A 22,953-nucleotide genomic window follows, 5' to 3' on the forward strand; every position below is an offset into this window, starting at 1 on the left:
CGCCGTCGTCGGTCGATGATCACAGTCATCGGTCGCGCAGCGCGTCGTGTCGAGGAATGTGCATTCACTAAGCTGAGCGATGACACGCGCGCCGGGCGGCGACGCAGAATGAGGGGCACGGTGAGTGGGTCGGAGGCGAAGGCGACGACATCGACGGGTCGATCGCCGGGGCGTCCCAAAGCCTCGGAGGGATTGGACACGCGCGCCGAGTTGTTGAAAGTCGCGCGGGAACTTTTCGCAGCCCAAGGGTATGCGGGGACGTCAGTCTCCGAGATCGCTCCCCGGGCCGGGGTCAGCGTCCCGGTGCTCTATCAGCGCTTCGGCAATAAGGCGGGACTGTTCGTCGCAGTCGCGGAAGACGTCTACGAACTCGGCATCTCGCGGTTGACCGCTGCGATCGACGGCCTGGACGATTTCGATGAGGCGCTCACTGCCGCGCTGCGGGAGTTCGCGGGGTTGTACGCGATGGATCCGTCGTTCGCGGCCATGGTCGTCAACGTTCTCGTCGAGGCCGATCGCACCACGGAGCTGTCCGAATCGCTCAAGCCGCTGCTGCGCCAACTGCGCCAGTTCGCCGATCAGATCGCCGAGCTGGCGCCGTTCGCGGCGACGGAGGGGGTCGAACGACGAGATGTTTCGCGGGCACTCGTAGCGGTGTTCAGCGGGTTGATGGTCTCGTCGATGCAGATGCATCGCGCCACCGACTACGAACGTCTGGTGGACGCGATGCGTCTACTCGTGGTCAGTCGTTGATCGACGCCGGTATGCTCAGCCGGCGCGCGAGCAGCCATTCGGCCAGGCCTTTTGCCTGCGGGTCGAACCGCGCACCGTAGGCGACGCCTCGACCGAGGAGGCCCTTCACCACGAAGTTGACGGCGCGGAGGTTCGGCAGCAGCACGCGCTCGATCGGCAGGTCGGCGGTTTCGGGGAGCAACTCCCGGATCCGGTTCGGGGTGAGGGTGTTCACCATCCACGCCCACTGCGCGTCGGACCTGACCCACAGTCCGATGTTCGCGTCCGGCCCCTTGTCTCCGGACCGCCCGAGCACAACCGATCCGAGTTCGATCATGTGCGTTCGGCTCGGTGTCTGCAGGTCGGGGATCTCCGGCTCGGGCACGTCGTCGAGCACTCTGGTCGTCGGCGACGGAGGGATCGGAATCCGGCGGCCATCGTCCAGCACGGCCTCGTGCTGGACCTGGTCGGCATCGATGTATCCCGCAGTGAAGACTCCGTACGGAGAGGCATCACGCGGCGGATCGGCGAGGAAGAAGCCCGGGTAGCTCGCGAGCGCCATCTCGACTGCCGTTCCGGAGAACGCACGTCCGACAGTCTCCGGGGCCGCGTCACGGACCACGCAGGTCAGCGATGCCGATGCCAATTGTTCGGTGTCTGCATCGGGCTGGTCGCTGCGGACCAGGTGCCATTCGAGTTCGGTCGGCTGGACCTTGAGCCACGACTCCAGCTGGCGTCGGGTCAACGCGGCCTTCTCGGCGATGTTCCGACCGACGAGTAGGAACTGCACTTCGTTGCGAAAGCCGCCGAGCTCATTCAACGAGACCTTGAGTTGAGGTGGCGGCGCCTCTCCTCGGACATTCGTGATCTCCACCCGATCGGGGCCCTGGCTGTCCACGGTGATCGAGTCGAAACGTGCGGTCGCATCGGGCCCGGCGTAGCGTGCCGTCTGAATCTCGTACAGGAGTTGCGCGGTGACGGTGTCGACAGTCACGGCACCGCCGGTGCCTGGATGCTTCGTGATCACCGACGAGCCGTCGCGGCGAATCTCGGCGATCGGGAATCCGGGTCGGCTGAGGTCGGTGATCTCGGTGAACGCCGAGAAGTTTCCTCCGGTGGCCTGGGTGCTGCATTCGATGACATGGCCGGCGACCATCGCTCCGGCGATCGCGTCGAAGTCGTCCCGTGCCCACCCGAAGTGCGCCGCGGCCGGAGCGACCGCGAGGGAGGCGTCGGTGATACGGCCGGTGACGACGATGTCGGCACCGGCGCGTAGACACTCGACGACGCCCCACGCGCCCAGGTAGGCGTTGGCGGCAAGCGGCCGGCCCCAGCCGAGTTCCGGCGCGCGGCCGGTCAGGTCGTCCCCTTCGACGTGCGCGACCGTCGTCGGAACGCCGAGCTCATCGGCGAGGGTGCGGAGTTCGGCAGCGAGACCCGCGGGGTTCATGCCGCCTGCGTTCACGACTATCTGCACGTTCTTCGCGTACGCCGATGCCAGGGTGTGCCGCATCTGCGACAGGAACGTCTTCGCGTAGCCGCCTGCCGGATTCTTGGCGCGGTCCCGAGCAAGAATGAGCATCGTCAACTCGGCCAGATAGTCGCCGGTCAGGACGTCGAGATCGCCGCCGTCGAGCATGTCGCGGACGGCGCTGTGGCGGTCGCCGTAGAAGCCGGAGCAGTTGCCGACCCGAATGACGTCCGGATCCAGTGCCAGCGGTCGTGCGGTGGTCATCGCTGTCCCTCCTCGGCGTCGAGCCAGGCTCGGTGCAGCATGCCGAATCCGGCGAGTCCGAACCCGCCGTCGACGATCACCTGGCTTCCGGAGACGTATCCGGCGAGCGGGGAGGCCAGAATCGCGGCCATCACGCCGATGTCGGCGGTCGTCCCGAATCGGCCGAGGGGAACGGCCTGCCGCCACCTGTCGGAGCCGACTTCGGCGGAGAGTCGTTCCAGTCCTTCGGTACCCGCGATGGGTCCCGGTACCAGCGAGTTGGCGCGGATTCCGTACCGACCCCATTCCAAGGAGAGGTTCTTCATCAGGTTCTCGATACCCGCCTTCGCGGCACCGGCGTGTGCCTGATTGGACGTCGGCGAATACGCCTGACCAGCGGAGACGAACAGGATCGAGCCGGAGGTCTCGACGAGTTGGTCGAACGCTGCGCGGGCCGTGTTGAAGCTGCCCAACAGATCGATGTCGATGACCGTCTTGAAGCCGTTCGCGCTGATCGCGCTCGCGGGAGCGTTGAAGTTGCCTGCGGCGCCGGCGACCACTGCGGTGACGGGACCGAAGGCGCGCGCCGTCGTCTCCAAACCGGCGGCGAGCGCGTCGAAGTCGCGGACGTCGGCGACGGTGTACATGGCGTCGGCGCCGAGATCCCGTAGTCGCGTCACAGCGGCAGCCAACTTCGCCTCCTGGCGCCCGCAGATCGCGACTTTCGCCCCGGTTCGGGCGAACACCTCCGCGATGCCGAGATTGATGCCACTGCCGCCTCCGGTGATGAAGACGGTGCTGTCTCGATGCAGGGTCGGTGACAGTAGATCGAGCTGGTCAGTCATGTCTGCTCCTGTTCTCCACGATGCTTTCAGTACGATTTCGGCAGGCCGAGCAGATGCTCGGCAACGTAGTTGAGGACCATGTCGGCGCTCACCGGAGCGGTCCGCATGAGGCGGGCGATCCACCACATGTCGGAAACGCCTTGCTCGACGGCGAAGCCGTTCCCGCCGTGCGTTTGGATCGCTGCCTCCACGCTGTGGATCGCGGCCTCGGCTGCGGCGTACTTCGCGATGTTGGCGGCGGCGCCCACGTCGGTAGCACCGGCATCGAACAGTGCGGCCGCCTTGCCGGTCATCAGGCGGGCGAGTTCGAGGTCGACCTTGGCCTTCGCCAGCCGGTGAGCGACAGCCTGGTGTGCTCCGATAGGGGTCTTCCACACAGTCCGTTCGTTCGCGTAGGCCGAGGCCTTGTCCAGAGCCTGGCGAGCGACGCCGTTCTCGAGCGCCGCGACGATGATCCGCTCCGGGTTGAGGCCGTCGAAGACTGCCCGCATGCCGCCGCGTTCGCCGCCGATCAGCTGGTCGCGCGCGATGATGACATCATCGAAGAACACTTGCCACTGCTTGTCGGGTCCGATGTACGGCATCCGGATGGGTGTGCGGGTGACGCCCGGCGCGTCGACGTCGACGATGCAGAGGCAGGGGACGCCGAGTTCGCCGCTCTCGTCCCGGAATCGGGCGACCACCAAGATCGCGGCGGCGGACTCTACGCCGGAGATGAAAACCTTCTGACCAGACAGAACGTAGCCGTCACCTTCACGCCGCAGGGAGGTTCGCAGCTGGTGCGAATTGCTGCCTGCGTCGGGCTCGGTGATGGCGAATGCGAGTGGGCCGGTTCCGTCGGCGATGCCCGGCAACCAGCGTTCCTTCTGCTCGTCGGTGCCGTGGGTGCTGAGGACCGAACCGTTGATCGCCGAGGACACCACGAGCATGACCAGGTAGTTCCCAGTTGACGCGGCCTCCTCGGCAACGATGGTGAGACCTGCCATTCCCAGTCCTCCGCCCCACTGCTCGGGCAGATTGAGCCCGAGGAAACCGGCGTCGCCCAGTGCTCGCCAGAGTTCGGTGGGTGGTCGGCCTTCGTCGTGGCATCGGCGGGCGTAGTCGATGTCGAAGGATTCGCAGATGCGGCGGACGGCACTGCGAATCTCGGCTTCGGTGTCTGATTCGGTCAGTGGCAGGACCGGAGTGATGGTGGGGGCGGTCATGGTCTTCTCCTCGTAGGGTGGGGGCTCTCGACTTCGGATGGCACTCAGGTGCGGGTGTGGATGCGGGGACGACCTTGACCAGGTGGGCCCGCGAAGGCTTGGGCGATGTCGAGCCACGCATCGGCCCCCGGGCCGACTGCGGTGAGGGCGAGATCGTCGCGGTGTCGTCGTTGAGTGGCGAGCAGGCAGAAGTCGAGCGCGGGGCCGGTCACGCGCTCCGGAGCATCTGGATCTCCCCACGTCCACGATCCGTCGGGGGCGTCGAGCTCGACGAATACGGGGGCGAGGGATGCGGGATCGCGACCGTTGACGATGAATGCGAAGCGACGGGCGCGGACACCGATATGGGCGACGTGCCGCAGCCGGTCTGTTGCAGGCCGGGTGATGTGGAGAGCGTCGACGATGTCCTGTCCGTGGGCCCAGGTCTCCATGATGCGGGCCGAAGCCATCGAGGCCGCAGTCATCGGCGGGCCCAACCACGGAATCTTGCCGGCCGGGTCGGTGGTGCTCAGTGCCGCGGCGAGATGTGCGCGAGTGTCGCGCCATGCGGCGAGGAGTGCGGCCGGGCTGGTGGTCGCCAGAGTTTGCGCTCCGTCGTCGACCACTGCTGGAACGGCGCCGGGGTGAGAGGGGATGCTGTCGATCCATGAGGAGAACTCGTTGGGCCGCTCGATGGCGTCGATCGACTTCAGATCCGCCCAGTGCAGATGTGCGATCTGATGGGCGATGGTCCATCCCGGCGAGGGCGTGGGCATCTGCCAACGGTCGTCGCCCATGTCAGCGACGACGGTGTCCAGTTCTGCGGATTCTGTGATGAGGTCGGCGACGACCGTGGCAACGACGTTCAACAGCGCTCCTAAATTAATGAGGACTAATTTATATTAAAATAGCAGACGTTGCCACCGAAGTGGACCGACGTATGGGACGCGCCGGGCGCACCCGACGCGTCCCATGCTGTTGCGGAGCCTGCTTGTCGGGAAGGCTCGCGCGCGGATCTCGTTGGCCGACTGATCTCCGACCCGGGGTCTCAGGCCATGCCGTAGCGGCGCTTGAACCGCTCCACGCGCCCCTCGGTGTCCATCACGCGCTGCGCGCCGGTCCAGAACGGGTGCGAATCACTCGTCACGTCCACGGTGATCAGCGGATACGTCCGGCCGTCGGACCATTCGACGGTGCTCTCCGACGTCGCTGTCGACCGGGTCAGGAACTGGGTTCCGGTCGCGGCGTCGCGGAACACGACGGGGTGGTAGTCGGGGTGGATTCCGTTCTTCATTGGGAGTCTCCTTCGCTGTTGTCGGTGGTCGGGGCACCCGCTCCGGCCGGGCGGGCGGAGTCGCGGGACGCGCGGTCGTCGTCGCAGGGGTCGTGGTGGGCGTGCCCGAACGGTGAGGCGAGGGCGGCGAGAAACTCCGGGCCTCGGGCCGCTTCGGCGTCCGTCACGAGTGCGTCGCCGAGGGCGCGCCGCACGACGTCGGGGTCCGCGCGGTGGCACAGGACGACGATCGAGGAATGCCGGTCGCCGTGATCGGGGCGCCACCGCAGCGCGGCCAGTGCCCGGTGTTCGGGGTCGACCGCGGAATGGTCGTCGATGCAGGCGAGCCACGAGCCGACGTGTCGGATGTCGAGTACCTCGCCCGCGGACTCGAGCCACATCACATCGTCGGGGTCGGACGCGAGCCACAGCCGACCTCGGGCGGTGACGACGCCGTCGAGCAGCACGTCGAGTGCGTCGTGCAGTCGTTGCGGATGGAACGGCCGATCGGCCTCGAAGGAGATCAGCCGGACTCCGCAATCGGTGTCGAGGTCCGGACCGCCGGCGAGCAGCGCGTCGAACGGTCGAGTCGGGCGGCCGTGCGGCGACTCGGGTGCGGCGGTGTCGATCGCCGCCTGGACGACGGCACGGCTCAGAGGTTGGGCGCTGTTGAGCGTCCGCATGCCCGCGGCGGGCGCCAGGCGCAGGAGCACGGCATGGAGGCGAGCCAGATCGTAGGCCTGCTCGACGCCGTCCGCGTCGTCGACGATCAGGGCGTCGGCGAACCGCGCCTGGCCCACCGCGACCTGCGCGACCGTGCGTTCGTCCTCGACTGCGACGACCCCGGCTTCGCGGAGCGTGATGTCGCCGGTGGCGTCGTCGAGCCATGTCGGCGTGTGGATGCCGCACACCGTGGCCGAGATCGTGACGTCGAGGCCCGCGGGCCCCGGCGAGATGCCGGGCGCGTCGACGATCGTGTGCGCGATCTCGACGGCCAGTCGTTCCGGTTCGACAGCCGGGTCGAGGAGGAGCACGATCCGTTCCACCTCGGGGTCGCGGTGCAGCACGCGCAGCATCGGCAAGAGATGCAGGCGCAGGGTGCACGAGACGCAGCCGTGCTCGAGTTCGACGTCGTCCACTGTCAGCGTGTCGGTTCCGTCGGGCGCCATACGGTGCTCGATCCGGGTCACCCGGCCCGAGGCGACGTCGCGCAGATCGTGCGAGACGACTGTCGTGCCCGGCGTCAGCAGTGTGTAGGCGATCCTGGCGTTCGTGGTCCGGTGCAGGCCCGTCACGAGGGTGACGGGGGTCGGTCGCGGTGTGTCCGGCATCGGCTTCCTCCTCACAAGTTAATGAACACGATTTCCATTTAGTTCATTCCGACTGTAGCGTCGTCGGTATCGCTAATGCGAATCGTTGTCGATAAGAAGGAGTGGATGTGTCCGCCGAATGTCAGGTCACGGGCAAGGTCCCGGGGTTCGGGAAACAGGTGTCGCACTCGCATCACCGCACGTCACGGCAGTGGAGACCGAATCTGCAGACCAAGACGTACTGGGTTCCCTCGCTCGGGCGCCGCATCACGCTGCGAGTCAGCACCACCGGGATCAAGATCATCGACCGCGACGGCATCGACGCCGTGGTCGGCCGCATCGCGGCGCGGGGGAGGGGCCGATGAGTCGCGGCACCGACCTGCGCCCGATCGTGCGACTGACGTCCACGGCGGGCACCGGGTACACGTACGTCACCCGGAAGAATCGCCGGAACGACCCCGATCGCCTCACGCTGCGCAAGTACGACCCGATCGCCGACCGACACGTCGAGTTCAAGGAGAGCCGCTGATGGCGAAGAGATCGAAGATCGTGCGACAGGAACGGCGCCGCGCCACCGTCGAACGGTATGCGGCACGACGCGCCGAGCTGAAGTCGCTGATCGGAGCCTCGGACACCGCACCGGACGTGCGCGCGGCGGCACGCGCCGAACTCGCGCGTCAGCCCCGCGACGCCAGTGCCACCCGACTGCGCAACCGCGACGTCGTCGACGGCAGACCCCGTGGACACGTCGGCAAGGCCGGAGTCTCGCGCGTCCGCTTCCGCGAGATGGCGCACCGCGGCGAACTGCCCGGAATCAGGAAGGCGAGCTGGTGACGAAGACGAGAACGAGACGCACGCGGACAGCGGTCCGACGGAAGGCGGATCCCGGTCTCACCTTCGACTACAAGGACACCGAGACGCTGCGGCGGTTCCTCACCGACCGCGGTCGGATCCGGCGACGCGAGGTGACCGGACTGTCGCCGCAGCGGCAACGACAGCTCGCGACGGCGGTCCGCAACGCCCGCGAGATGGCATTGCTGCCGTTCGGGGGCTGATCGCGGGGTCGGCGCGTGCGGGCGTCGTCGGTCGAGCCGAAGCCTGTCGATCGGCGTAGTTTGTTCGGTCCAGAACGAACAGGTGAATCACGCGCTAACCGGGGACGCGGCCTGTCGCCGCAACTAGTCTTCCAGCACTACGAAATGCTGGAAGGCGGCGCGACATGTCCAGATCTTCGATTCGCAAGCTCGGGTTGACGAAGCGGGTCGCCGCGGCGTCGGGCATCGCGGCGGCGTTGTTCGCCGCGAGCCCGGTCGCGATGGCCGCCGCCGATCCGGTCACCGAGTCGACGGAGACGACACAGGCCCCCGACACACAGGCGACCGAGACCGCGGACGCGCCGACGACCGAGGCCGACCCGGTGGATGAGACGCCGTCGGCGGATCCGTCGCCGACAGACCCCTCGCCCGGCGAGAGTGCCGAGCAGACGCCCGCCGAGCAGAGTCCGTCCACCAGCGAGCCGAGCACGGAGACGACGCCCAGCATGGAGCCGTCGGCCGAGCCGACGCAGGTGATCACGTCGGACAAGCCGAAGGAAGAGTCGCAGGACCGGCCGGTGCGGACCGTCGTCGATCCGCCCGCCGCCGAGCAGACACAGGCTCCCGCGCCGGAGATGCAGCCGGCCGTCGCACCGGCTCCGGTCCAGGTGACCACTCCGCAGCCCACGGGGCTGACCGGTCTGTGGCAGGCCCTGGTCGACGGTCCGAACGGGTCGGGTCTGGTGCTGATGAACCAGTCGGCGCTGCTCCTGGTCGGCTTCGACCCGCGGCGGCGCGCGGACGATCAGACCGGCAGGCTCGCGGGTCTGCGGACGGCTCCGGAACCGCAGGTCGCAACGCTCGTCCACTACCAGACGGTGCCGACACAGTCGGGGCCGTTGCTGCTTCCGTACCTGGTGCAGAACTTCCTGTACGACCCCGTCCACGGGATCGGGCAGGCGTGGATTCAGTTCGCGGCGCCGTTGAACCAGGTGATCAACCTTCCGTTCCAGGCGATCGTCGGACGGGACTTGATCGGGAACGGCCGTGACGGATACACGGGTGGCAACCACTCGTTGTTGGGCGGTCTGCTCCCGAACGTGTTCGGCGACGCCGGTGACGGCGGCCTGTTGTTCGGCGACGGCGGCAAGGGCGCACCCGGCGCGACGGGCGGCGATGCGGGGATGATCGGCAACGGCGGCGTCGGCGGCGACGGTGGCGGAACGGGCGGAACGGGCGGTTGGCTCGCGGGTGTCGGCGGTCAGGGCGGTGTCGCGACGGTCGGCGACGGCGGACGTGGCGGCGACGCGATCGGCGCGTTGTTCGGGATCGGCGGCAAGGGCGGCACGGGCGCCGCGGCGTCGAACGGCGGCCAGGCCACCGACGGAGGCACCGGCGGAGACGCCCGCGGCTGGTTCGGGATCGGCAGCCTGATCGGCGCGGGCGGCGCCGGAGGCGACGGCGGCGTCGGCCTCGACGGTGTGAACGGCGCCGACGGCGCGGCCCCGGGAGCGAACGGCGGGGACGCAACGGACGGCGGCAGCGGCGGTCGAGGCGGGACGGGCGGCAACGCGGGCTGGCTGTTCAGCATCGGCGGCGACGGAGGACAGGGCGGCCAGGGCGGCACAGGTGGTCGTGGCGGCAACGGCGCCGCGGGCGTCCTGCAAGGCCAGGCAGGCGGCAACGGCGGTGCGGGCGGAGACGGCGGTACGGCAGCGGCAGGCGGAGCCGGCGGCAAGGGCAGTCTCCTCGGACGGAACGGGACCGGCAACATCGCGGGTCCGGGCGGTGTCGGCGGCGACGGCGGCACCGGCGGCACGGGTGCCGCGGGTTCGGCGGGCACCCTCGCCGACCCGACGGGCGGCGCGGGTGCGCGCGGCGGCGACGGCGGTGCGGCCGGCCGCGGCGGAGCCACCGCCGCAGGCGTGCCGCTCGCCGACGGTCGTGGTGGAACGGGTGGAAACGGCGGTGCGGGCGGCGCCGGATTCAGCGGCGGCGCGACCGCCGTCGCCGGTAACGGCGGCACGGGCGGCGATGGCGGCGACGGCGGTGCGGGCGTCACGTCGGCAGGCGGCGGTGACGGAGGCCGCGGCGGCGTCGGCGGGTCCGGCGGAAACGGCTCCGGTACGTACACCGTCGGCTCCGGGCCCAACCAGAACCAGGAGCCGCAGACCGGCGGGCACGGCGGCGTCGGCGGCTCGGGCGGCGTCGGATCGGGATCGGGCACGAGTGGTGCGGGCGGTGCGGGCGGCAAGGGCGGCGACGGCGCATCGGTTGTCCTCAACGTCGGCGGGACGGTCGGCACGTCCACCGCGGTCGGCGGAACGGGCGGCGCGGGTGGTGCGGGCAGTGCGGGCGGCGCCACGGCGGGTGTCGGTGGCGGCGGTGGCGGCGGTGGCGGCGGCGCACTCGTCTCGGCGTCGGACGGCGGAACCGTCGACGGCGGAGCGATCGGCGGTGCGGGCGGTAAGGGCGGCGACGCCTCGGCCGCGGCGACCGGTGGAACGGGCGGCACCGGCGGCAGGGGCATCATGCAGGCCGTCGGCGCGAACAGTTCGGCGACAGGCACCGCGAAGGGCGGCGACGGCGGCGACTCCGTCGGGCAGGGCGTCGGCGGCGACGGCGGCGAGGGCGGAGTGCTCTCGCTGGGTGCCGGCGGGGTCGCGACCGGCACGGCGACCGGCGGCGACGGTGGCTCCGGAACAGGCACGGGCAGCGTCGGCGGCACCGGCGGCGGAGCGTGGGTGCAGCCCGTCGACGGGGGCAGCGCGGTGGGTGACGCCACCGGCGGCGACGGCGGCGACGGCTCGAACGGAGGCAAGGGCGGGGCCGGAGGCTACGGACTGCTCATGGGCGTTGGCGCGACCAGCTCCGGGTCGGGCACGGCGACCGGCGGAAACGGCGGGGACGGAACCGCGGCGGGAGCGACGGGCGGCGCGGGCGGGTCGGGGCACATCTCCGGCATCAACGGTTCGGCGACGGGCACCGCACTCGGCGGTGACGGCGGCGTCGGACGCGGCGGCGACGGCGGCAAAGGCGAACAAGGCTGGATCACGGGTTGGGGCGGTACCGCCCTCGGCGGCACCTCGACGGGTGGCGACGGCGGCGACGGCGGCTTGAACGACGGCGTCAGCCGTGGTGGCAACGGTGGCAGCGGCGGACAGGCGCTCATCGGCGCGGACGGCGGCGGCACCGCGGGCGGCGGCATCGCGGGCGCGACCGCGACCGGCGGCAACGGCGGCGTCGGCGGCGACGCTGTCGGAACCGTTGCGGGCGGTGTCGGTGGCAACGGTGGCAAGGGCGAGATCTTCGCCTCGGGCGGCGGTGTGTCCGGCACCCACGCGGGCGGCGTCGTGACCGGCGGTGCCGGCGGCGACTCCATCGGTTCCGGGACCGGCGGCGCGGGCGGCCGGGGGTACGTGCTCGGCCAGAACGGCGGCGACGCGGTCAGCGTCGGCACCGGAGCGACCGGCGGTGACGGCGGTGACGGAGCCTCGGGCACGGGTGGTGCAGGCGGCGAGGGCCGGGTCACCGCGACCGCGGCAGGCGCCACCGCTTCTGGTCAGGCCGACGGCGGAAACGGGGGCGCCGGCAGCAACGGCGGCGTGGGCGGCAACGCGGGCTTCGGCGAGGTGAACGCGAACCAGTCCGGTGCGATCGCGGCCGATGCCACCGTGGTCGGCGGCGACGGTGGCGACGCCGACGGGGCAGGAAGCGTGGGTGGCACAGGATCTGCCGGGCGCGTCCTGGCGTGGGCGCAGGGAGCGCTGGCGACAGGCGAAGGCTACGGCGGCAACGGCGGTGACGCGACCAACGGCGGCAAGGGCGGCAACGGTGCACCCGACAACGGTGGGGTGTTCGCATTCACCACCGGAAGCACAGCGTCGGGAGTCGGTCGCGGCGGCAACGGCGGTGACGCGGACGGGGCGGGAAGTGTCGGCGGAAACGGTTCGGGCGGATCCGTCCAGGTCGGGTACAGCGGCGGCGGCGCGGCGGGCTCGGTCCACGGGACCGCGACCGGCGGCGACGGTGGCGACGCGACGTCGGGCGGCAAGGGCGGCAACGGAGGCATCGGGTCGCTGCTCGTCGGAAACACCGGATCCGTCGGCGGCAGAGTGGACGGCACGGCGGTCGGCGGCCGGGGCGGCGACGGATCGTCGGGTGGCAAGGGCGGCAACGGTCTGACCGGCCAAGTGTGGAGCGGCGCGTCGTACGCGGCCTCCTCGGGGACGGGCACCGGTGGCGACGGCGGCAGCGGTGTCGGTACCGGCAGTGTCGGCGGCAACGGTGCGAGCGGGGCCGTGTTCACGACCGTCGCCAACGCCACGGTCGACGGGACGGCCAACGGCGGCGACGGCGGCTCAGGGCTCGGCGCGGGTGGCAAGGGCGGAAACGGCGGCGGCGGCACAGTACGGGCGACCACCGCCAATGTTGCCGGGTCCACCGCGAACGGCGGATCCGGCGGTGACGGCACGGCCGCGCCCAACCTCGGCGGTGCGGGTCAAGCGGTGACCGTGACTTCGTCCGGCCAGACCGTCACGGGAACGGACGGGATCGACAAGCCCTGACGTCCTCACGCACCTCGGTCCGGCGCAGGGCCGGACCGAGGTCGCCGAGGGACCCTATCCGGCCCAGGTGGGATCGCCGAGCGATGCAGCGAGTGCCGAGCGGGCGGTCTTGAATGTGGCTGTCTCGGGGAGTGCATCGACGAGCCACACGCGGGTCGGCCGCTGCTTCGGGCCGAGGTCGGTCTGCGTCTCCAGGAATCCCTCGAAGTCGGCCCGTTCCAGCCGGTCGGCGACGAGGACCGCGCCGACGGCGTCGCCGATGTCGGTCGGTATCCCGACCACGACGCACTCGCTGATCGCCGGATGTCTGCGCAACACGGTCTCGATGGGACGCGTCCCGAGGTTCTCGCCGTCCACCCGCAGCCAGTCGCCGATACGGCCCGCGAAATGCACGAAACCCGCGTCGTCGACCCAGCCGAGGTCGCCCGTTCGGTACATGCCGCCGCGCATGCGGTCGGCGGTCGCGGCGTCGTCGTTGTAGTAGCCGTCGAACAGTCCCGGACCCGCGGTGTTGACGATCTCGCCGACGACTCCCGGCGCGACGGGTTCGAGCGTGTCGGGATCGACGATCGCGTTCGGGGCGAGCAGCGGCCCGAGGGCCCCGTCGGGCGTGTCGGGTGTGCGGGAGATCGAGACGCCGCCCTCCGTCGACCCGAACCCGTCGATCACGCGCGCGCCGAAACGCCTGGTGAACTCGGTGCGGTCGGCGGCCGACGCCTCATTGCCGTACATGATCCGCAGTGGGACGTCGGCGTCGTCGGCACGTTCGTCGGTCGCCAGGATGTAGTGCAGCGGCTTGCCGACGTAGTTGGCGTAGGTGACGCCGTAGCGCCGCACGTCGTCGCCGAATCCGCGCGCCGAGAACGACCGGCGGATCGCGATCGACGCACCGCCCGCCACGGCGACCGACCAGCCCGCGATCAGCGCGTTCGAGTGGAACATCGGCATCGCCAGGTACGCGACGTCGGACGGCCCCATGCCGAATCGGTCGGCCAGCATCATCCCGGCCGCCGCGAACTTGCGCTGACTGCAGCGGACGGCCTTCGGGTCGCCGGTGGTGCCGGAGGTGAAGATCAGCATCACCAGGTCGTCGGGGTCGGACTCCACGGGCTCGAGGCGATCGGGCGACGACCCGGCGACGAGAGCCGTCCACTCCGCCGACTCGACGTCGATCACCCGGACACCGTCCGGCGCGTCGAACAGGTCGTTCGTCGACGAATCGACGAGCACGATCTGACAATCGGCGCGGACCGCGTCGGCGACCAACGCGGCGCCCCGCCGCGTGGAGTTCAGGCCGACGAGCACAAAACCGCCGAGCCCGGCGGCGGCGAACAGCGCCGAGAACTCGACGGAATTGGGCAGGAGCACCCCGACGTGCGGGCGACGGTCCGCGTCGAGGAGCGACCGCAATGCGGCGCCCCGGCGACGAGCCTCGCGCAGGTGATCGCGCCACGAGACGAACTCGCCCTCGAACCACACGCCGCGGTCGTCGACGTCGGCGAGCGGCTCGAGGAGTTGGCCGATCGTCCGCTGATCGGTGATGCTCGCGGTCACCGCGCGGCCAGGGCCTCGCCGAGTTCGGCCAGCACCACGGGAGCCGAGCCGTATGTGAACTCGTTCTGCTTGGCGCGCAGGAAGAACCGGTGAACCGGATGCGAGGTGTCGAGACCGACGCCGCCGTGCACGTGCACGGTGGTGTGCGCGACCCGGTGCCCGGCTTCGGCGGTCCAGAACGCGGCCGTCGACACGGCGTCCGACACCTCCGCGGGCGCGGTGTCGCCCGCGAACGCGAACGCCGCCTGAGCCACCGTCAACGAGAGCGCCTGCACATCGATGTAGTCGTCGGCCAGACGCTGCGCGACGGCCTGGAACGAACCGATCTTCCGTCCGAACTGCTCGCGGTCGCGCGCATACTCGGCGGTCGCCTCCAGCGCCCCCGCGACCACTCCGGCCTGGTCGGCGGCCACACCGAGGCGCAGCAGGTCACGGGCGGTCGCCGCGGTGGTCGCGCCGCCGTCGAGGACCGTCGCCCGCGCACCGGTGAAGGTGACGGTGTGGACCGGCGTCAGTCCGGTCGCAGCGGTCTCGACGATCTCCACGCCGTCGCCCGCGGACACCATCGCGGCCACCGGGCCGTCCTCACCCGCCGCGATCACCAGGAACGCGTCGGCGGCCGCGGCGTAGGGCACGTTCACCTTGACACCCGACACCGTCGACCCGTCGAACGTCGTCGCGGGTGTCAGCAGATCGAAGGCGATGTCCTCCTCGACCGCCGCGGTGACGACGGCGTCGCCCGACGCGGCGTGGACCAGCAGGTCGGTGAGCGAGTCGGGGCCGTGCGCGTCCAACAGCGGGACGGCGGCGACGGCGTGCTGTGCGAACGGGACACGGGCGAGCGCACGGCCGAGCGCCGTCGCCACCGCGGTCGTCTCCAACGCGGTCAGATCGGCTCCGGCCTCGCCCGCCCTCGCCGACGACGCGGCAAGGCCGAGCAGCCCGGATGCGGCGATCTCCCGCCAGAGGTCACGGTCGATGGGGGCCTTGTCGGCCTCGAGTCGCGCGGTGCGCTCGGACGTGGCGAGGCGGGCGGTGATGTCGTTGGTGAGGCCGGTCAGATCGCCTGCCGCCTCGGTGGGAGTGAAGTCCATGAGGTTCTCCTGTGAATGGTCTGGTCAGCGCCGGGCCGGGGGCAGTTTGAGGGCGAGCATGCCGATGATGTCGCGCTGGATCTCGTTGGTGCCGCCGCCGAAGGTGAGGATCAGCGAGGTGCGCTGGAAGCGTTCGAGGCGGCCCTGCAGATGTGCGCCTGGCGTGCCCTGGCGGAGCGTCGCCGCCGGGCCGGCGATCTCCATCAGCAGGCGGTACGCCTCGGTCGCGAACTCGGTGCCGAAGACCTTCGTCGCCGACGCGTCGGCCGGTGACGGAGCGCCGCCGGACGCTGCGATCGACGCGATCTTCCAGTTCACGAGCTTGAGGAACTCGACCTTCGCGTGGACGCGCGCCAGATTGGCCTGAACCCACGGCACGTCGATGAGGCGTCCGCCGCCGTAGCTCTGCTCGCGGGCGAACGCGAGGGTCTCCTTCAGCGCGGTCTGGATGGGGGCCGCGCTGCACAGTGCCACCCGCTCGTTGTTGAGCTGGTTGGTCACCAACGACCAGCCGCCGCCCTCCTCGCCGATGAGTGCGCTCGTCGGGACACGGACGTCCTGGTAGTAGGTCGCGCTGGTGTCGACGCCCGACATGGTGTGGACCGGGGTGTACGAGAAGCCGTCGGCCGAGGTGGGCATGATGAGCATCGAGATGCCCTTGTGCTTGGTCGCCTCGGGGTCGGTCCGGCAGGCAAGCCACACGTAGTCGGCGTACGGGATGAGGCTGGTCCACATCTTCTGGCCGTTGATGACGTACTCGTCGCCGTCGCGGACCGCGGTCGTGCGCAGCGACGCCAAATCCGTGCCCGCTCCCGGCTCGGAGTAGCCGATCGAGAAGTGCAGGTCGCCCGCGGCGATCTTCGGCAGGAAGAAGTCCTTCTGCTCGGGAGTGCCGTAGTGCATGATCGTCGGCGCGACCGAGTTGATCGTCAGGAACGGCACGGGTGCGCCCGCGATCGCGGCCTCGTCGGTGAAGATCAGCTGATCCATCATCGACCTGTTCGCGCCGCCGAACTCGGTGGGCCAGCCGAGGGCGAGCCAGCCGTCGCGGCCCATCTGACGGACCACGTCGCGGTAGGCGTCGCCTTCGCCGAGTTCACCGTCTCCGCCGGTCAGAGCCGCGCGGCGGTCGGTGGTCATCAGTCCGGTGAAGTAGTCGCGCAGTTCGAGACGCAACTCCTCTTGCTCGGGTGTGTATGCGATCCGCATGTGGTGGTCTCCTGCGATCGTCCGGCGCGTGCTCGGCCGGTGTGCTTGGCTACTTCTGAAACACGTTCTAACGTGTAATCACCGAGTCCGTCAACCAGCGGGCGCGCGATGCGAGGAGGATGCAATGCGAATCAAGGCCGACTTCGATCTGTGTGAGTCGAACGCCGTCTGCGTCGGGATGGCACCCGACGTCTTCGAGCTAGACGACAACGACTACCTGGTGATTCTGTCCGAAGAGGTGGACGACGCCAGGGCGGAGGAGATGCGTCAGGTTGTCGCATCGTGCCCGCGTTCGGCGTTGTCGATCGAGTAATTCCGGGCCGGGTGGACGCGCACGTCTTTCGTCGACTCTCGACCACCGTGTTAGAACATGTTCTAGTATTTTCCTGGTTGTAGAGCTGGACGCCGCGTGTCGACGTCCGAAGAGAAGGAGTGCGCCGTGAGCGGTTCGCTGGAAGGCAAAGTCGCAGTCGTCACCGGTGCCGGAGCAGGCCTCGGGCGTGCCGAGGCGATCGGACTGGCCGCGGACGGCGCCACCGTCATCGTGAACGACCTCGAGAAGGCGCTCGCGAACAGCGACGTCGTCGACGTGATTGCGCAGGCCGGCGGCAAAGCCGTGCCAATCGCCGGAGACATCTCCGACGCCGCCACCGCACGCGAGATCATGCGTACCGCCACGGACGACCTCGGCGGACTCGACGTCGTCATGAGCAACGCGGGCATCACCCGCGACACGATGCTCTTCAACATGAGCGACGACGAGTGGGATCTGGTGGTGAACGTGCACCTGCGCGGCCACTTCCTCCTCAACCGCAACGCCGCAGCACACTGGCGCGCCGCGTCGAAGGCCGCGGGCGCACCCGTGTACGGGCGCCTCATCAACACCTCGTCCGAGGCCGGGCTCCTCGGACCCGCAGGTCAGGCGAACTACGCGGCGGCCAAGGCCGGCATCACGGCGCTGACCTTGTCGGCGTCGCGTGCGCTCTCGCGCTACGGCGTCACCGCCAACGCGATCTGCCCGCGCGCCCGCACGGCGATGACCGCGAACGTCTTCGGCGACGCCCCGGAGGGCTCGATCGATCCGCTCTCGCCCGAGCACGTCGTCACCCTGGTGCGTTACCTCGCGAGCCCCGCCGCGGCGGCCGTCTCCGGTCAGGTCTTCGTCGTCTACGGGCCGAAGGTCACGCTGATGGCCGCACCTCGCGTCGCGCAGGTCTTCGAAGCCGACGGTGACGACTGGACTGTGGACGCGTTGTCCGGTTCACTGTACGAGTACTTCTCATTGCCGACGAGCACTGGGACGTTCTCCGCGTCGGATCTGATGGACTGACGACGGATCGCATTACTGCAGGACGATGTCGATTAGTGGCACTGACGTGGACGGCGCGCGTGATAGGTTGCGTGCACGAGTGGGAGGAGGGGACTTGCTCTCGAAGCTTGCTGCCCCGATGAACGGTGTGGGGGATTTCGTCGCACTCGGAGTCGAATCGGCGCGAGAACTCTTCCGCCGCCCCTTCCAATGGCGTGAGACCGTCGAGCAGTCGTGGGCCATCGCCCGCGTCTCCCTCGTCCCGACCTTGCTCGTGGCGATCCCGTTCACGGTCCTTGTCAGTTTCACGCTGAACATCCTGCTCCGCGAGATCGGCGCGCAGGACCTGTCCGGCGCGGGCGCCGCGCTCGGCACGATCACGCAGATCGGCCCGATCGTCACGGTGCTCATCGTCGCGGGCGCCGGAGCCACGGCCATCTGCGCCGACCTCGGCGCGCGGACGATCCGCGAAGAGATCGACGCGCTCCGCGTTCTCGGCATCAACCCGATCCATCGCCTCGTCGTCCCGCGCGTCGTCGCCTCGACGGGCGTCGCGCTCCTTCTCAACAGTCTCGTGTGCACGATCGGCATCGCGGGTGGATTCGTCTTCTCCGTATATCTGCAGGACGTGAACCCCGGGGCGTTCATCGCCAACCTGACACTGCTCACCGGCCTCGGCGAGCTCGTCATCTCGATGATCAAGGCGGCGTTGTTCGGCCTGTTCGCCGGCCTCGTCGGCTGCTACCGCGGCCTCAACGTCAAGGGCGGAGCCAAGGGTGTGGGCGACGCGGTCAACGAGACCGTCGTCTACTCGTTCATGGCCCTGTTCGTGGTGAACGTGGTCGTGACCGCGGTCGGACTGAAAGCGACGATGGGCTGACATGGTTCTTCCAGGCACAACTCGACTCCTCACCGCTCGCGTCGCGCTCAAGCGCGCGGGCGACGACTGGAACAAGATCGGCGACCAGGCGCTCTTCTACTGGGACTCGATCGCATCGATTCCACGCGCGCTGCGGCTGTACAAGAAGGAGACGCTGCGATTGATCGCGGAGATCTCCATGGGCACCGGCGCGCTCGCGATGATCGGCGGCACCGTCGTCGTCGTCGGCTTCCTGACGCTGTTCACCGGCGGCACCATCGCCGTCCAGGGCTACAGCTCGCTGGCGAACATCGGCGTCGAGGCCCTGACCGGCTTCTTCTCCGCGTTCATCAATGTCCGCATCGCGGTCCCCGTCATCGCGGGCATCGCGTTGGCCGCGACGATCGGCGCGGGCGCGACGGCGCAGCTCGGCGCCATGCGGGTGAGCGAGGAGATCGACGCGCTCGAAGTCATGGCGATCTCATCGATCCCGTACCTCGTGAGCACCCGCATCGTCGCGGGCCTCGTCGCGATCATCCCGCTGTACTCGCTGGCCGCGCTCGCGTCGTTCATCGCGAGCCGGTTCGCGACCGTCGTCCTGTACGGACAGTCGTCCGGCGTGTACGACCACTACTTCTCGACGTTCCTCATCCCGTCGGACATCCTGTGGTCGTTCGTGCAGGCCATCTGCATGGCCGTCGCCGTCATGCTGATCCACACGTACTACGGCTTCAACGCCTCCGGCGGCCCGGTCGGCGTCGGCGTCGCGGTCGGCAACGCGGTCCGCGCGTCGCTCGTGGTGGTCGTCGTCATCACCCTCCTCACGTCGCTCGCCATCTACGGCTCCGACGGCAACTTCAATCTGGCCGGGTGAGACGTGGCTAAGCAGACCCGCAGTAATGGCGTGCGCAAACTCGCCGCATTCATCATGGTCGGTTCGTTGGCGGCCATCGTCGCGCTCGCATCCGGCCAGTTCCTCGGATGGTTCGACAGCACCAAGACCGTCACCCTGTACGCACCGCGCGCGGGCCTGGTCATGAACCCCGACGCGAAGGTAAAGCTTCGGGGAGTCACCGTCGGGCGCGTCGCGAGCGTCGACGACAACGGGACCAATGCTCGTCTGGTGCTCGACATGGACGCCGACCAGCTCTCGCACATCCCGGCCAACGTAACCGCCGACATCAAGTCGAACACCGTCTTCGGCGCCAAGAACGTGAACCTCGTGATCCCGGAGTCGGGAGGCGAGGGCACGCTCAGCGGCGGCGACGAGATCAAGGCCGACCACGTGGTCGTCGAGCTCAACACCGTGTACCAGCAGCTCGTCAACGTGCTGGCCCAGGTGCAGCCGGACCGGCTCAACGTGGTCCTCGGTGCCGTCAACGACGCGCTGTCGGGCCGAGGCAAGCAGATCGGTCAGTCGCTCGTCCAGCTCAACGACATCCTCGGCAAGACGAATCAGCACCTCCCGGAGCTGAACCGCCTGTTCACCGAGGCCGCGACGGCGACCAACGTGTACGCCGACGCGATGCCGAACCTGATGCGGACCATCGACAACGCGACGGTCGTCGGCAACACCCTCGTCGACAACGCGTCCAACCTCGACAGCCTGCTCATCAATGTGACGGGCATGGCCCGCAGCGGCAACGGGGTGCTCTCCAAGAGCAAGAAGAACCTGATGTCGACCCTCACCGATCTGGCCCCGGTGACGGCGCTGCTCGGTTACCAGGCTCCCGGTCTGCGCTGCTTCATCACCGGAGCCAGCGACGCGGCCGACATCGCCGAACCGCTCCTCGGCGGGCGCAACGGCATGCTGCTGCTCGACGCGGGCCTCATCCCGGGCCAGGACCCGTACCGCTACCCGCAAGACCTCCCCGAGGTCCGCGGCGACGGCCCGCCCACCTGCCAGGCAGGCCTGTCGGACATCAACTCCAAAGAGAAGATCCCGTTCTACGTGATCGACAACGCGGCCCAGCCCTACAAGCCGCGCACCACCCCCAAGGTGCAGGGCCACAAGCTCTTCAACCTGCTGTTCGGAGGTACGCCACGTGGATAGTCGCGCACGCGCCTTCCGCGCAACCGTCATCAAGCTGACGACCTTCGCCGTCGCCATGCTGCTCGTCCTCACCGGACTCGTGCTCGTGTTCAGCCGCTATCAGGGCGGCAGCAGCGAGTCGTACTCGGCGCTGTTCACCAGCGCGTCGGCGATGAAGTCGGGCAGCGTCGTGCAGATCGCTGGCGTCGACGTCGGCACCGTCGACAAGGTGGAGCTGACGCGCGACAACGAGGCGCGCGTCGAGTTCAACGTCAACGAGAACTACCGTCTGCCGAAGACCGTCAAGGCGCTGATCAGGTACCAGAACCTGACCGGCGACCGCTACCTCGAACTGCAGCCCGGTACGGGATCGCTCGCCGACACGTTGTCCGCGGGCTCCGAGATCCCGATCGAGCAGACCGAGCCCGCACTCGACCTCGACAAGCTCCTCGGCGGTTTCAAGCCGCTGTTCCGCACCATGAGCGGCGACGAGGTGAACCAGCTGTCGTCGGCCCTCATCGCGGTCTTCCAGGGGCAGGGCGGTTCGCTGAACAAGCTGCTCGCCAGCACCGCTGAGTTCACCAACACGATCGCCGACCGCGACGCGCTGGTCGGCAGCGTCATCGACAATCTGAACACCACCCTCGGCACCTTGCAGGCCGACCATCAGGGTCTGGATCAGAGCGTGGACCGTCTCCAGCAGTTGATCACCGGACTCGAGGGCGGCAAGGAGGTGATCGGCCGCGCGATCAGCGAGAGCGCGGAGGCCACCACCGGCCTCGCCGACCTGATGAGCACCGTCCGACCGGACATGAAGAAGGCGCTCACCGGACTCGGCAAGACGTCCGAGGAAGCGCTGAAGGCCGAGCCGTTCATCCGCGACCTGTTGGGCCGCCTGCCGGGCGACTTCCACATGCTGTCGAACCTCGGCAGCTACGGATCGTGGCTGCAGATCTACTTCTGCCGCATCCGGCTGCTGCTGCCCGGACCGGGCAACACCCAGTACTACTTCACGGCCATCGACGTGATGGGCGACAAGACCACCGCAGGCGGGAGGTGCGCGACGTGAGCGGCGAGAACACTCCGGACCGCCGGACGAAGCGCTCGAAGGCGTCGGTCGGCGTCATCGGCTTCCTGCTGACCGCGATGCTCGTCATCAGTGCGCTCAACATGGACCGACTGCCGTTCTTCGCGCAGGTCAGCACATACGACGCGTATTTCGAAGACGCGGGCGGGCTGGTCCCCGGCGACGTCGTCATGGTGGCGGGCATCAAGGTCGGAGCCGTCGAAGGCATCTCGATCGCGCAGAAGGACGGCGGGCTGCAGGCGAAGGTCAATTTCCGCCTCGACGACACCGTCCAGCTCGGCGACCGCACCCGCGCGGCCATCAAGACCGAGACCGTCCTCGGCAGGCGCAACCTGACGTTGACGCCGATCGGCGACGGACGCATCAAGCCCGGCGGCTCGATTCCGCTCGAGGCCACCGCGTCGCCCTACTCCCTGACCGACGCCCTCGATCAGGCGACGACGACGCTCGGCGAGACCGACACCGATCAGCTGAACAAGGCCATCGAGACGATGACCGACACGTTCTCGAAGACGCCAGCCAACGTGCGCGGGGCAGTCGAAGGCGTCGGCCGTGTGTCCAAGGCCATCGCCGACCGGGACAACGCGCTGAACGAACTGCTCGACCGTGCACGCGGCGTCACCGACGTCGTCGGCGAACGCAGCAGGCAGATCCGCCAGATGCTGATGGACGCGAACTCGCTGCTCGGCGAGCTGGAGATGCGGCGCGCCGCGATCCGACAGGTGATCTCCGGGACGCGCGACCTGACCGCGCAGGTCAGCGGATTCATCGCCGACAACGGCGAACAGCTTCGGCCGGTGCTGGAGAAGTTCAACCGCGTGATGGACATCCTCAACGACAACGAGGAGAACTTCGGCAAGGCCATCGACAACCTCGGGCCGTACGCGAACATCCTCGGCGAGGCCGTCAGCTCCGGGCCGTACTTCTCGTCACTGGTCGGCGTCGCCACGTTCGGCGACTACTTCGGCACGTTCCTGAAGGTGCTCCAGCGCAAGTACCCGGAGGCCGCGAAGTACTTCTACGACTTCTCCGGCTTCCCGCTGTTGCCGAAGAACTGGAACCAGGGACCGAACGCGGGAGCCCCCGACGTGAAGCGCCCCTCGCCCTCGAACACCTATCCGACGCCTAAGCAGAACGGAGGCAACTGAC

The 22,953-nt window shown here is 69.1% G+C and carries 22 protein-coding genes; 13 read left to right on the forward strand and 9 right to left on the reverse strand.

Annotation, left to right across the window (positions count from 1 at the left end):
- Positions 1-15 precede the first annotated feature (15 nt).
- Positions 16-753, forward strand: coding sequence for a TetR/AcrR family transcriptional regulator (locus tag GYB83_RS00185; protein WP_161893569.1), 738 nt, complete (start codon positions 16-18; stop codon positions 751-753).
- Here GYB83_RS00185 and GYB83_RS00190 read toward each other — a convergent pair.
- From GYB83_RS00190 to mrf, 6 genes are all read right to left on the reverse strand, one after another.
- Positions 743-2,467, reverse strand: coding sequence for an acyclic terpene utilization AtuA family protein (locus tag GYB83_RS00190; protein WP_161893570.1), 1,725 nt, complete (start codon positions 2,465-2,467; stop codon positions 743-745). The genes GYB83_RS00185 and GYB83_RS00190 overlap by 11 nt on opposite strands.
- On the reverse strand, positions 2,464-3,291 hold the full coding sequence (locus GYB83_RS00195; protein WP_161893571.1) for an SDR family oxidoreductase: 828 nt from the start codon (positions 3,289-3,291) through the stop codon (positions 2,464-2,466). Before GYB83_RS00195 ends, GYB83_RS00190 begins: the two co-directional genes overlap by 4 nt.
- Before the next feature lie 26 nt (positions 3,292-3,317).
- A complete protein-coding gene (locus GYB83_RS00200; protein ID WP_161893572.1) occupies positions 3,318-4,496 on the reverse strand; it encodes an acyl-CoA dehydrogenase family protein in 1,179 nt (392 codons plus the stop codon).
- 44 nt (positions 4,497-4,540) lie between these two features.
- Positions 4,541-5,344: a TIGR03084 family metal-binding protein gene (locus tag GYB83_RS00205; RefSeq protein ID WP_161893573.1), complete on the reverse strand. Its 804-nt coding sequence runs from the start codon at positions 5,342-5,344 to the stop codon at positions 4,541-4,543.
- Positions 5,345-5,523: 179 nt separating this feature from the next.
- Positions 5,524-5,769 (reverse strand): type B 50S ribosomal protein L31, encoded by a 246-nt coding sequence (locus GYB83_RS00210; protein ID WP_161893574.1) that lies wholly within the window; start codon positions 5,767-5,769, stop codon positions 5,524-5,526.
- The gene (gene mrf, locus GYB83_RS00215; RefSeq protein WP_161893575.1) at positions 5,766-7,079 is read right to left on the reverse strand and encodes a ribosome hibernation factor-recruiting GTPase MRF; all 1,314 of its coding nucleotides are present in this window, start codon (positions 7,077-7,079) and stop codon (positions 5,766-5,768) included. The genes GYB83_RS00210 and mrf overlap by 4 nt, the downstream gene beginning before the upstream one ends.
- 107 nt (positions 7,080-7,186) lie before the next feature.
- On the opposite strand from mrf, the gene rpmB reads away from it, so the two are divergent.
- The 5 genes from rpmB (at position 7,187) to GYB83_RS23775 (ending at position 12,660) form a co-directional block, all read left to right on the forward strand.
- The gene (rpmB, locus tag GYB83_RS00220; RefSeq protein WP_161893576.1) at positions 7,187-7,423 is read left to right on the forward strand and encodes a 50S ribosomal protein L28; all 237 of its coding nucleotides are present in this window, start codon (positions 7,187-7,189) and stop codon (positions 7,421-7,423) included.
- Positions 7,420-7,587: a 50S ribosomal protein L33 gene (rpmG, locus tag GYB83_RS00225; RefSeq protein WP_161893577.1), complete on the forward strand. Its 168-nt coding sequence runs from the start codon at positions 7,420-7,422 to the stop codon at positions 7,585-7,587. Before rpmB ends, rpmG begins: the two co-directional genes overlap by 4 nt.
- Complete coding sequence (gene rpsN / locus GYB83_RS00230; protein ID WP_161893578.1) at positions 7,587-7,892, forward strand: 30S ribosomal protein S14; 306 nt, start codon at positions 7,587-7,589, stop codon at positions 7,890-7,892. The genes rpmG and rpsN overlap by 1 nt, the downstream gene beginning before the upstream one ends.
- The gene (gene rpsR, locus GYB83_RS00235; RefSeq protein ID WP_161893579.1) at positions 7,889-8,113 is read left to right on the forward strand and encodes a 30S ribosomal protein S18; all 225 of its coding nucleotides are present in this window, start codon (positions 7,889-7,891) and stop codon (positions 8,111-8,113) included. Before rpsN ends, rpsR begins: the two co-directional genes overlap by 4 nt.
- Before the next feature lie 164 nt (positions 8,114-8,277).
- Positions 8,278-12,660, forward strand: coding sequence for a PE family protein (locus tag GYB83_RS23775; protein ID WP_161893580.1), 4,383 nt, complete (start codon positions 8,278-8,280; stop codon positions 12,658-12,660).
- Between the two features lie 54 nt (positions 12,661-12,714).
- Here the strand turns inward: GYB83_RS23775 and GYB83_RS00245 are convergent, their stop codons facing one another.
- From GYB83_RS00245 to GYB83_RS00255, 3 genes are read right to left on the reverse strand one after another with little or no spacing between them, the layout of a single operon-like run.
- Positions 12,715-14,214: an AMP-binding protein gene (locus GYB83_RS00245; protein ID WP_161893581.1), complete on the reverse strand. Its 1,500-nt coding sequence runs from the start codon at positions 14,212-14,214 to the stop codon at positions 12,715-12,717.
- On the reverse strand, positions 14,211-15,308 hold the full coding sequence (locus tag GYB83_RS00250; RefSeq protein WP_161893582.1) for an acyl-CoA dehydrogenase family protein: 1,098 nt from the start codon (positions 15,306-15,308) through the stop codon (positions 14,211-14,213). Before GYB83_RS00250 ends, GYB83_RS00245 begins: the two co-directional genes overlap by 4 nt.
- A gap of 24 nt (positions 15,309-15,332) precedes the next feature.
- Positions 15,333-16,517 carry an acyl-CoA dehydrogenase family protein gene (locus GYB83_RS00255; RefSeq protein WP_161893583.1) on the reverse strand — a complete coding sequence of 395 codons (1,185 nt, stop codon included), beginning with the start codon at positions 16,515-16,517 and terminating at the stop codon, positions 15,333-15,335.
- A gap of 124 nt (positions 16,518-16,641) precedes the next feature.
- On the opposite strand from GYB83_RS00255, the gene GYB83_RS00260 reads away from it, so the two are divergent.
- The 7 genes from GYB83_RS00260 (at position 16,642) to GYB83_RS00290 (ending at position 22,952) form a co-directional block, all read left to right on the forward strand.
- Positions 16,642-16,830: a ferredoxin gene (locus tag GYB83_RS00260; RefSeq protein ID WP_161893584.1), complete on the forward strand. Its 189-nt coding sequence runs from the start codon at positions 16,642-16,644 to the stop codon at positions 16,828-16,830.
- Between the two features lie 126 nt (positions 16,831-16,956).
- Positions 16,957-17,847, forward strand: coding sequence for a 3-oxoacyl-ACP reductase (locus tag GYB83_RS00265; protein WP_161893585.1), 891 nt, complete (start codon positions 16,957-16,959; stop codon positions 17,845-17,847).
- Positions 17,848-17,941: 94 nt separating this feature from the next.
- Complete coding sequence (locus GYB83_RS00270) at positions 17,942-18,706, forward strand: MlaE family ABC transporter permease (protein WP_161893586.1); 765 nt, start codon at positions 17,942-17,944, stop codon at positions 18,704-18,706.
- Position 18,707: 1 nt separating this feature from the next.
- On the forward strand, positions 18,708-19,559 hold the full coding sequence (locus GYB83_RS00275; RefSeq protein ID WP_161893587.1) for an MlaE family ABC transporter permease: 852 nt from the start codon (positions 18,708-18,710) through the stop codon (positions 19,557-19,559).
- Positions 19,560-19,613: 54 nt separating this feature from the next.
- The gene (locus GYB83_RS00280) at positions 19,614-20,738 is read left to right on the forward strand and encodes an MCE family protein (protein WP_161893882.1); all 1,125 of its coding nucleotides are present in this window, start codon (positions 19,614-19,616) and stop codon (positions 20,736-20,738) included.
- Entirely contained in the window at positions 20,731-21,786 is a 1,056-nt protein-coding gene (locus tag GYB83_RS00285; protein WP_161893588.1) for an MCE family protein, read from the forward strand. The genes GYB83_RS00280 and GYB83_RS00285 overlap by 8 nt, the downstream gene beginning before the upstream one ends.
- Positions 21,774-22,952: an MCE family protein gene (locus tag GYB83_RS00290; protein ID WP_161893589.1), complete on the forward strand. Its 1,179-nt coding sequence runs from the start codon at positions 21,774-21,776 to the stop codon at positions 22,950-22,952. The genes GYB83_RS00285 and GYB83_RS00290 overlap by 13 nt, the downstream gene beginning before the upstream one ends.
- Position 22,953: the final 1 nt, after the last annotated feature.

The organism is Gordonia spumicola (genome assembly GCF_009932475.1).
In the GTDB taxonomy this organism is placed as follows: Bacteria; Actinomycetota; Actinomycetes; order Mycobacteriales; family Mycobacteriaceae; genus Gordonia; species Gordonia spumicola.

Bases quoted from the DNA above. Each gene is read 5' to 3' on its own strand.
- GYB83_RS00185 (WP_161893569.1), top strand. From the start codon at position 16: ATGATCACAGTCATCGGTCGCGCAGCGCGTCGTGTCGAGGAATGTGCA.
- GYB83_RS00190 (WP_161893570.1), bottom strand. From the start codon at position 2,467: ATGACCACCGCACGACCGCTGGCACTGGATCCGGACGTCATTCGGGTC.
- GYB83_RS00195 (WP_161893571.1), bottom strand. From the start codon at position 3,291: ATGACTGACCAGCTCGATCTACTGTCACCGACCCTGCATCGAGACAGC.
- GYB83_RS00200 (WP_161893572.1), bottom strand. From the start codon at position 4,496: ATGACCGCCCCCACCATCACTCCGGTCCTGCCACTGACCGAATCAGAC.
- GYB83_RS00210 (WP_161893574.1), bottom strand. From the start codon at position 5,769: ATGAAGAACGGAATCCACCCCGACTACCACCCCGTCGTGTTCCGCGAC.
- mrf (WP_161893575.1), bottom strand. From the start codon at position 7,079: ATGCCGGACACACCGCGACCGACCCCCGTCACCCTCGTGACGGGCCTG.
- rpmG (WP_161893577.1), top strand. From the start codon at position 7,420: ATGAGTCGCGGCACCGACCTGCGCCCGATCGTGCGACTGACGTCCACG.
- rpsN (WP_161893578.1), top strand. From the start codon at position 7,587: ATGGCGAAGAGATCGAAGATCGTGCGACAGGAACGGCGCCGCGCCACC.
- GYB83_RS23775 (WP_161893580.1), top strand. From the start codon at position 8,278: ATGTCCAGATCTTCGATTCGCAAGCTCGGGTTGACGAAGCGGGTCGCC.
- GYB83_RS00250 (WP_161893582.1), bottom strand. From the start codon at position 15,308: ATGGACTTCACTCCCACCGAGGCGGCAGGCGATCTGACCGGCCTCACC.
- GYB83_RS00255 (WP_161893583.1), bottom strand. From the start codon at position 16,517: ATGCGGATCGCATACACACCCGAGCAAGAGGAGTTGCGTCTCGAACTG.
- GYB83_RS00260 (WP_161893584.1), top strand. From the start codon at position 16,642: ATGCGAATCAAGGCCGACTTCGATCTGTGTGAGTCGAACGCCGTCTGC.
- GYB83_RS00275 (WP_161893587.1), top strand. From the start codon at position 18,708: ATGGTTCTTCCAGGCACAACTCGACTCCTCACCGCTCGCGTCGCGCTC.
- GYB83_RS00280 (WP_161893882.1), top strand. From the start codon at position 19,614: ATGGTCGGTTCGTTGGCGGCCATCGTCGCGCTCGCATCCGGCCAGTTC.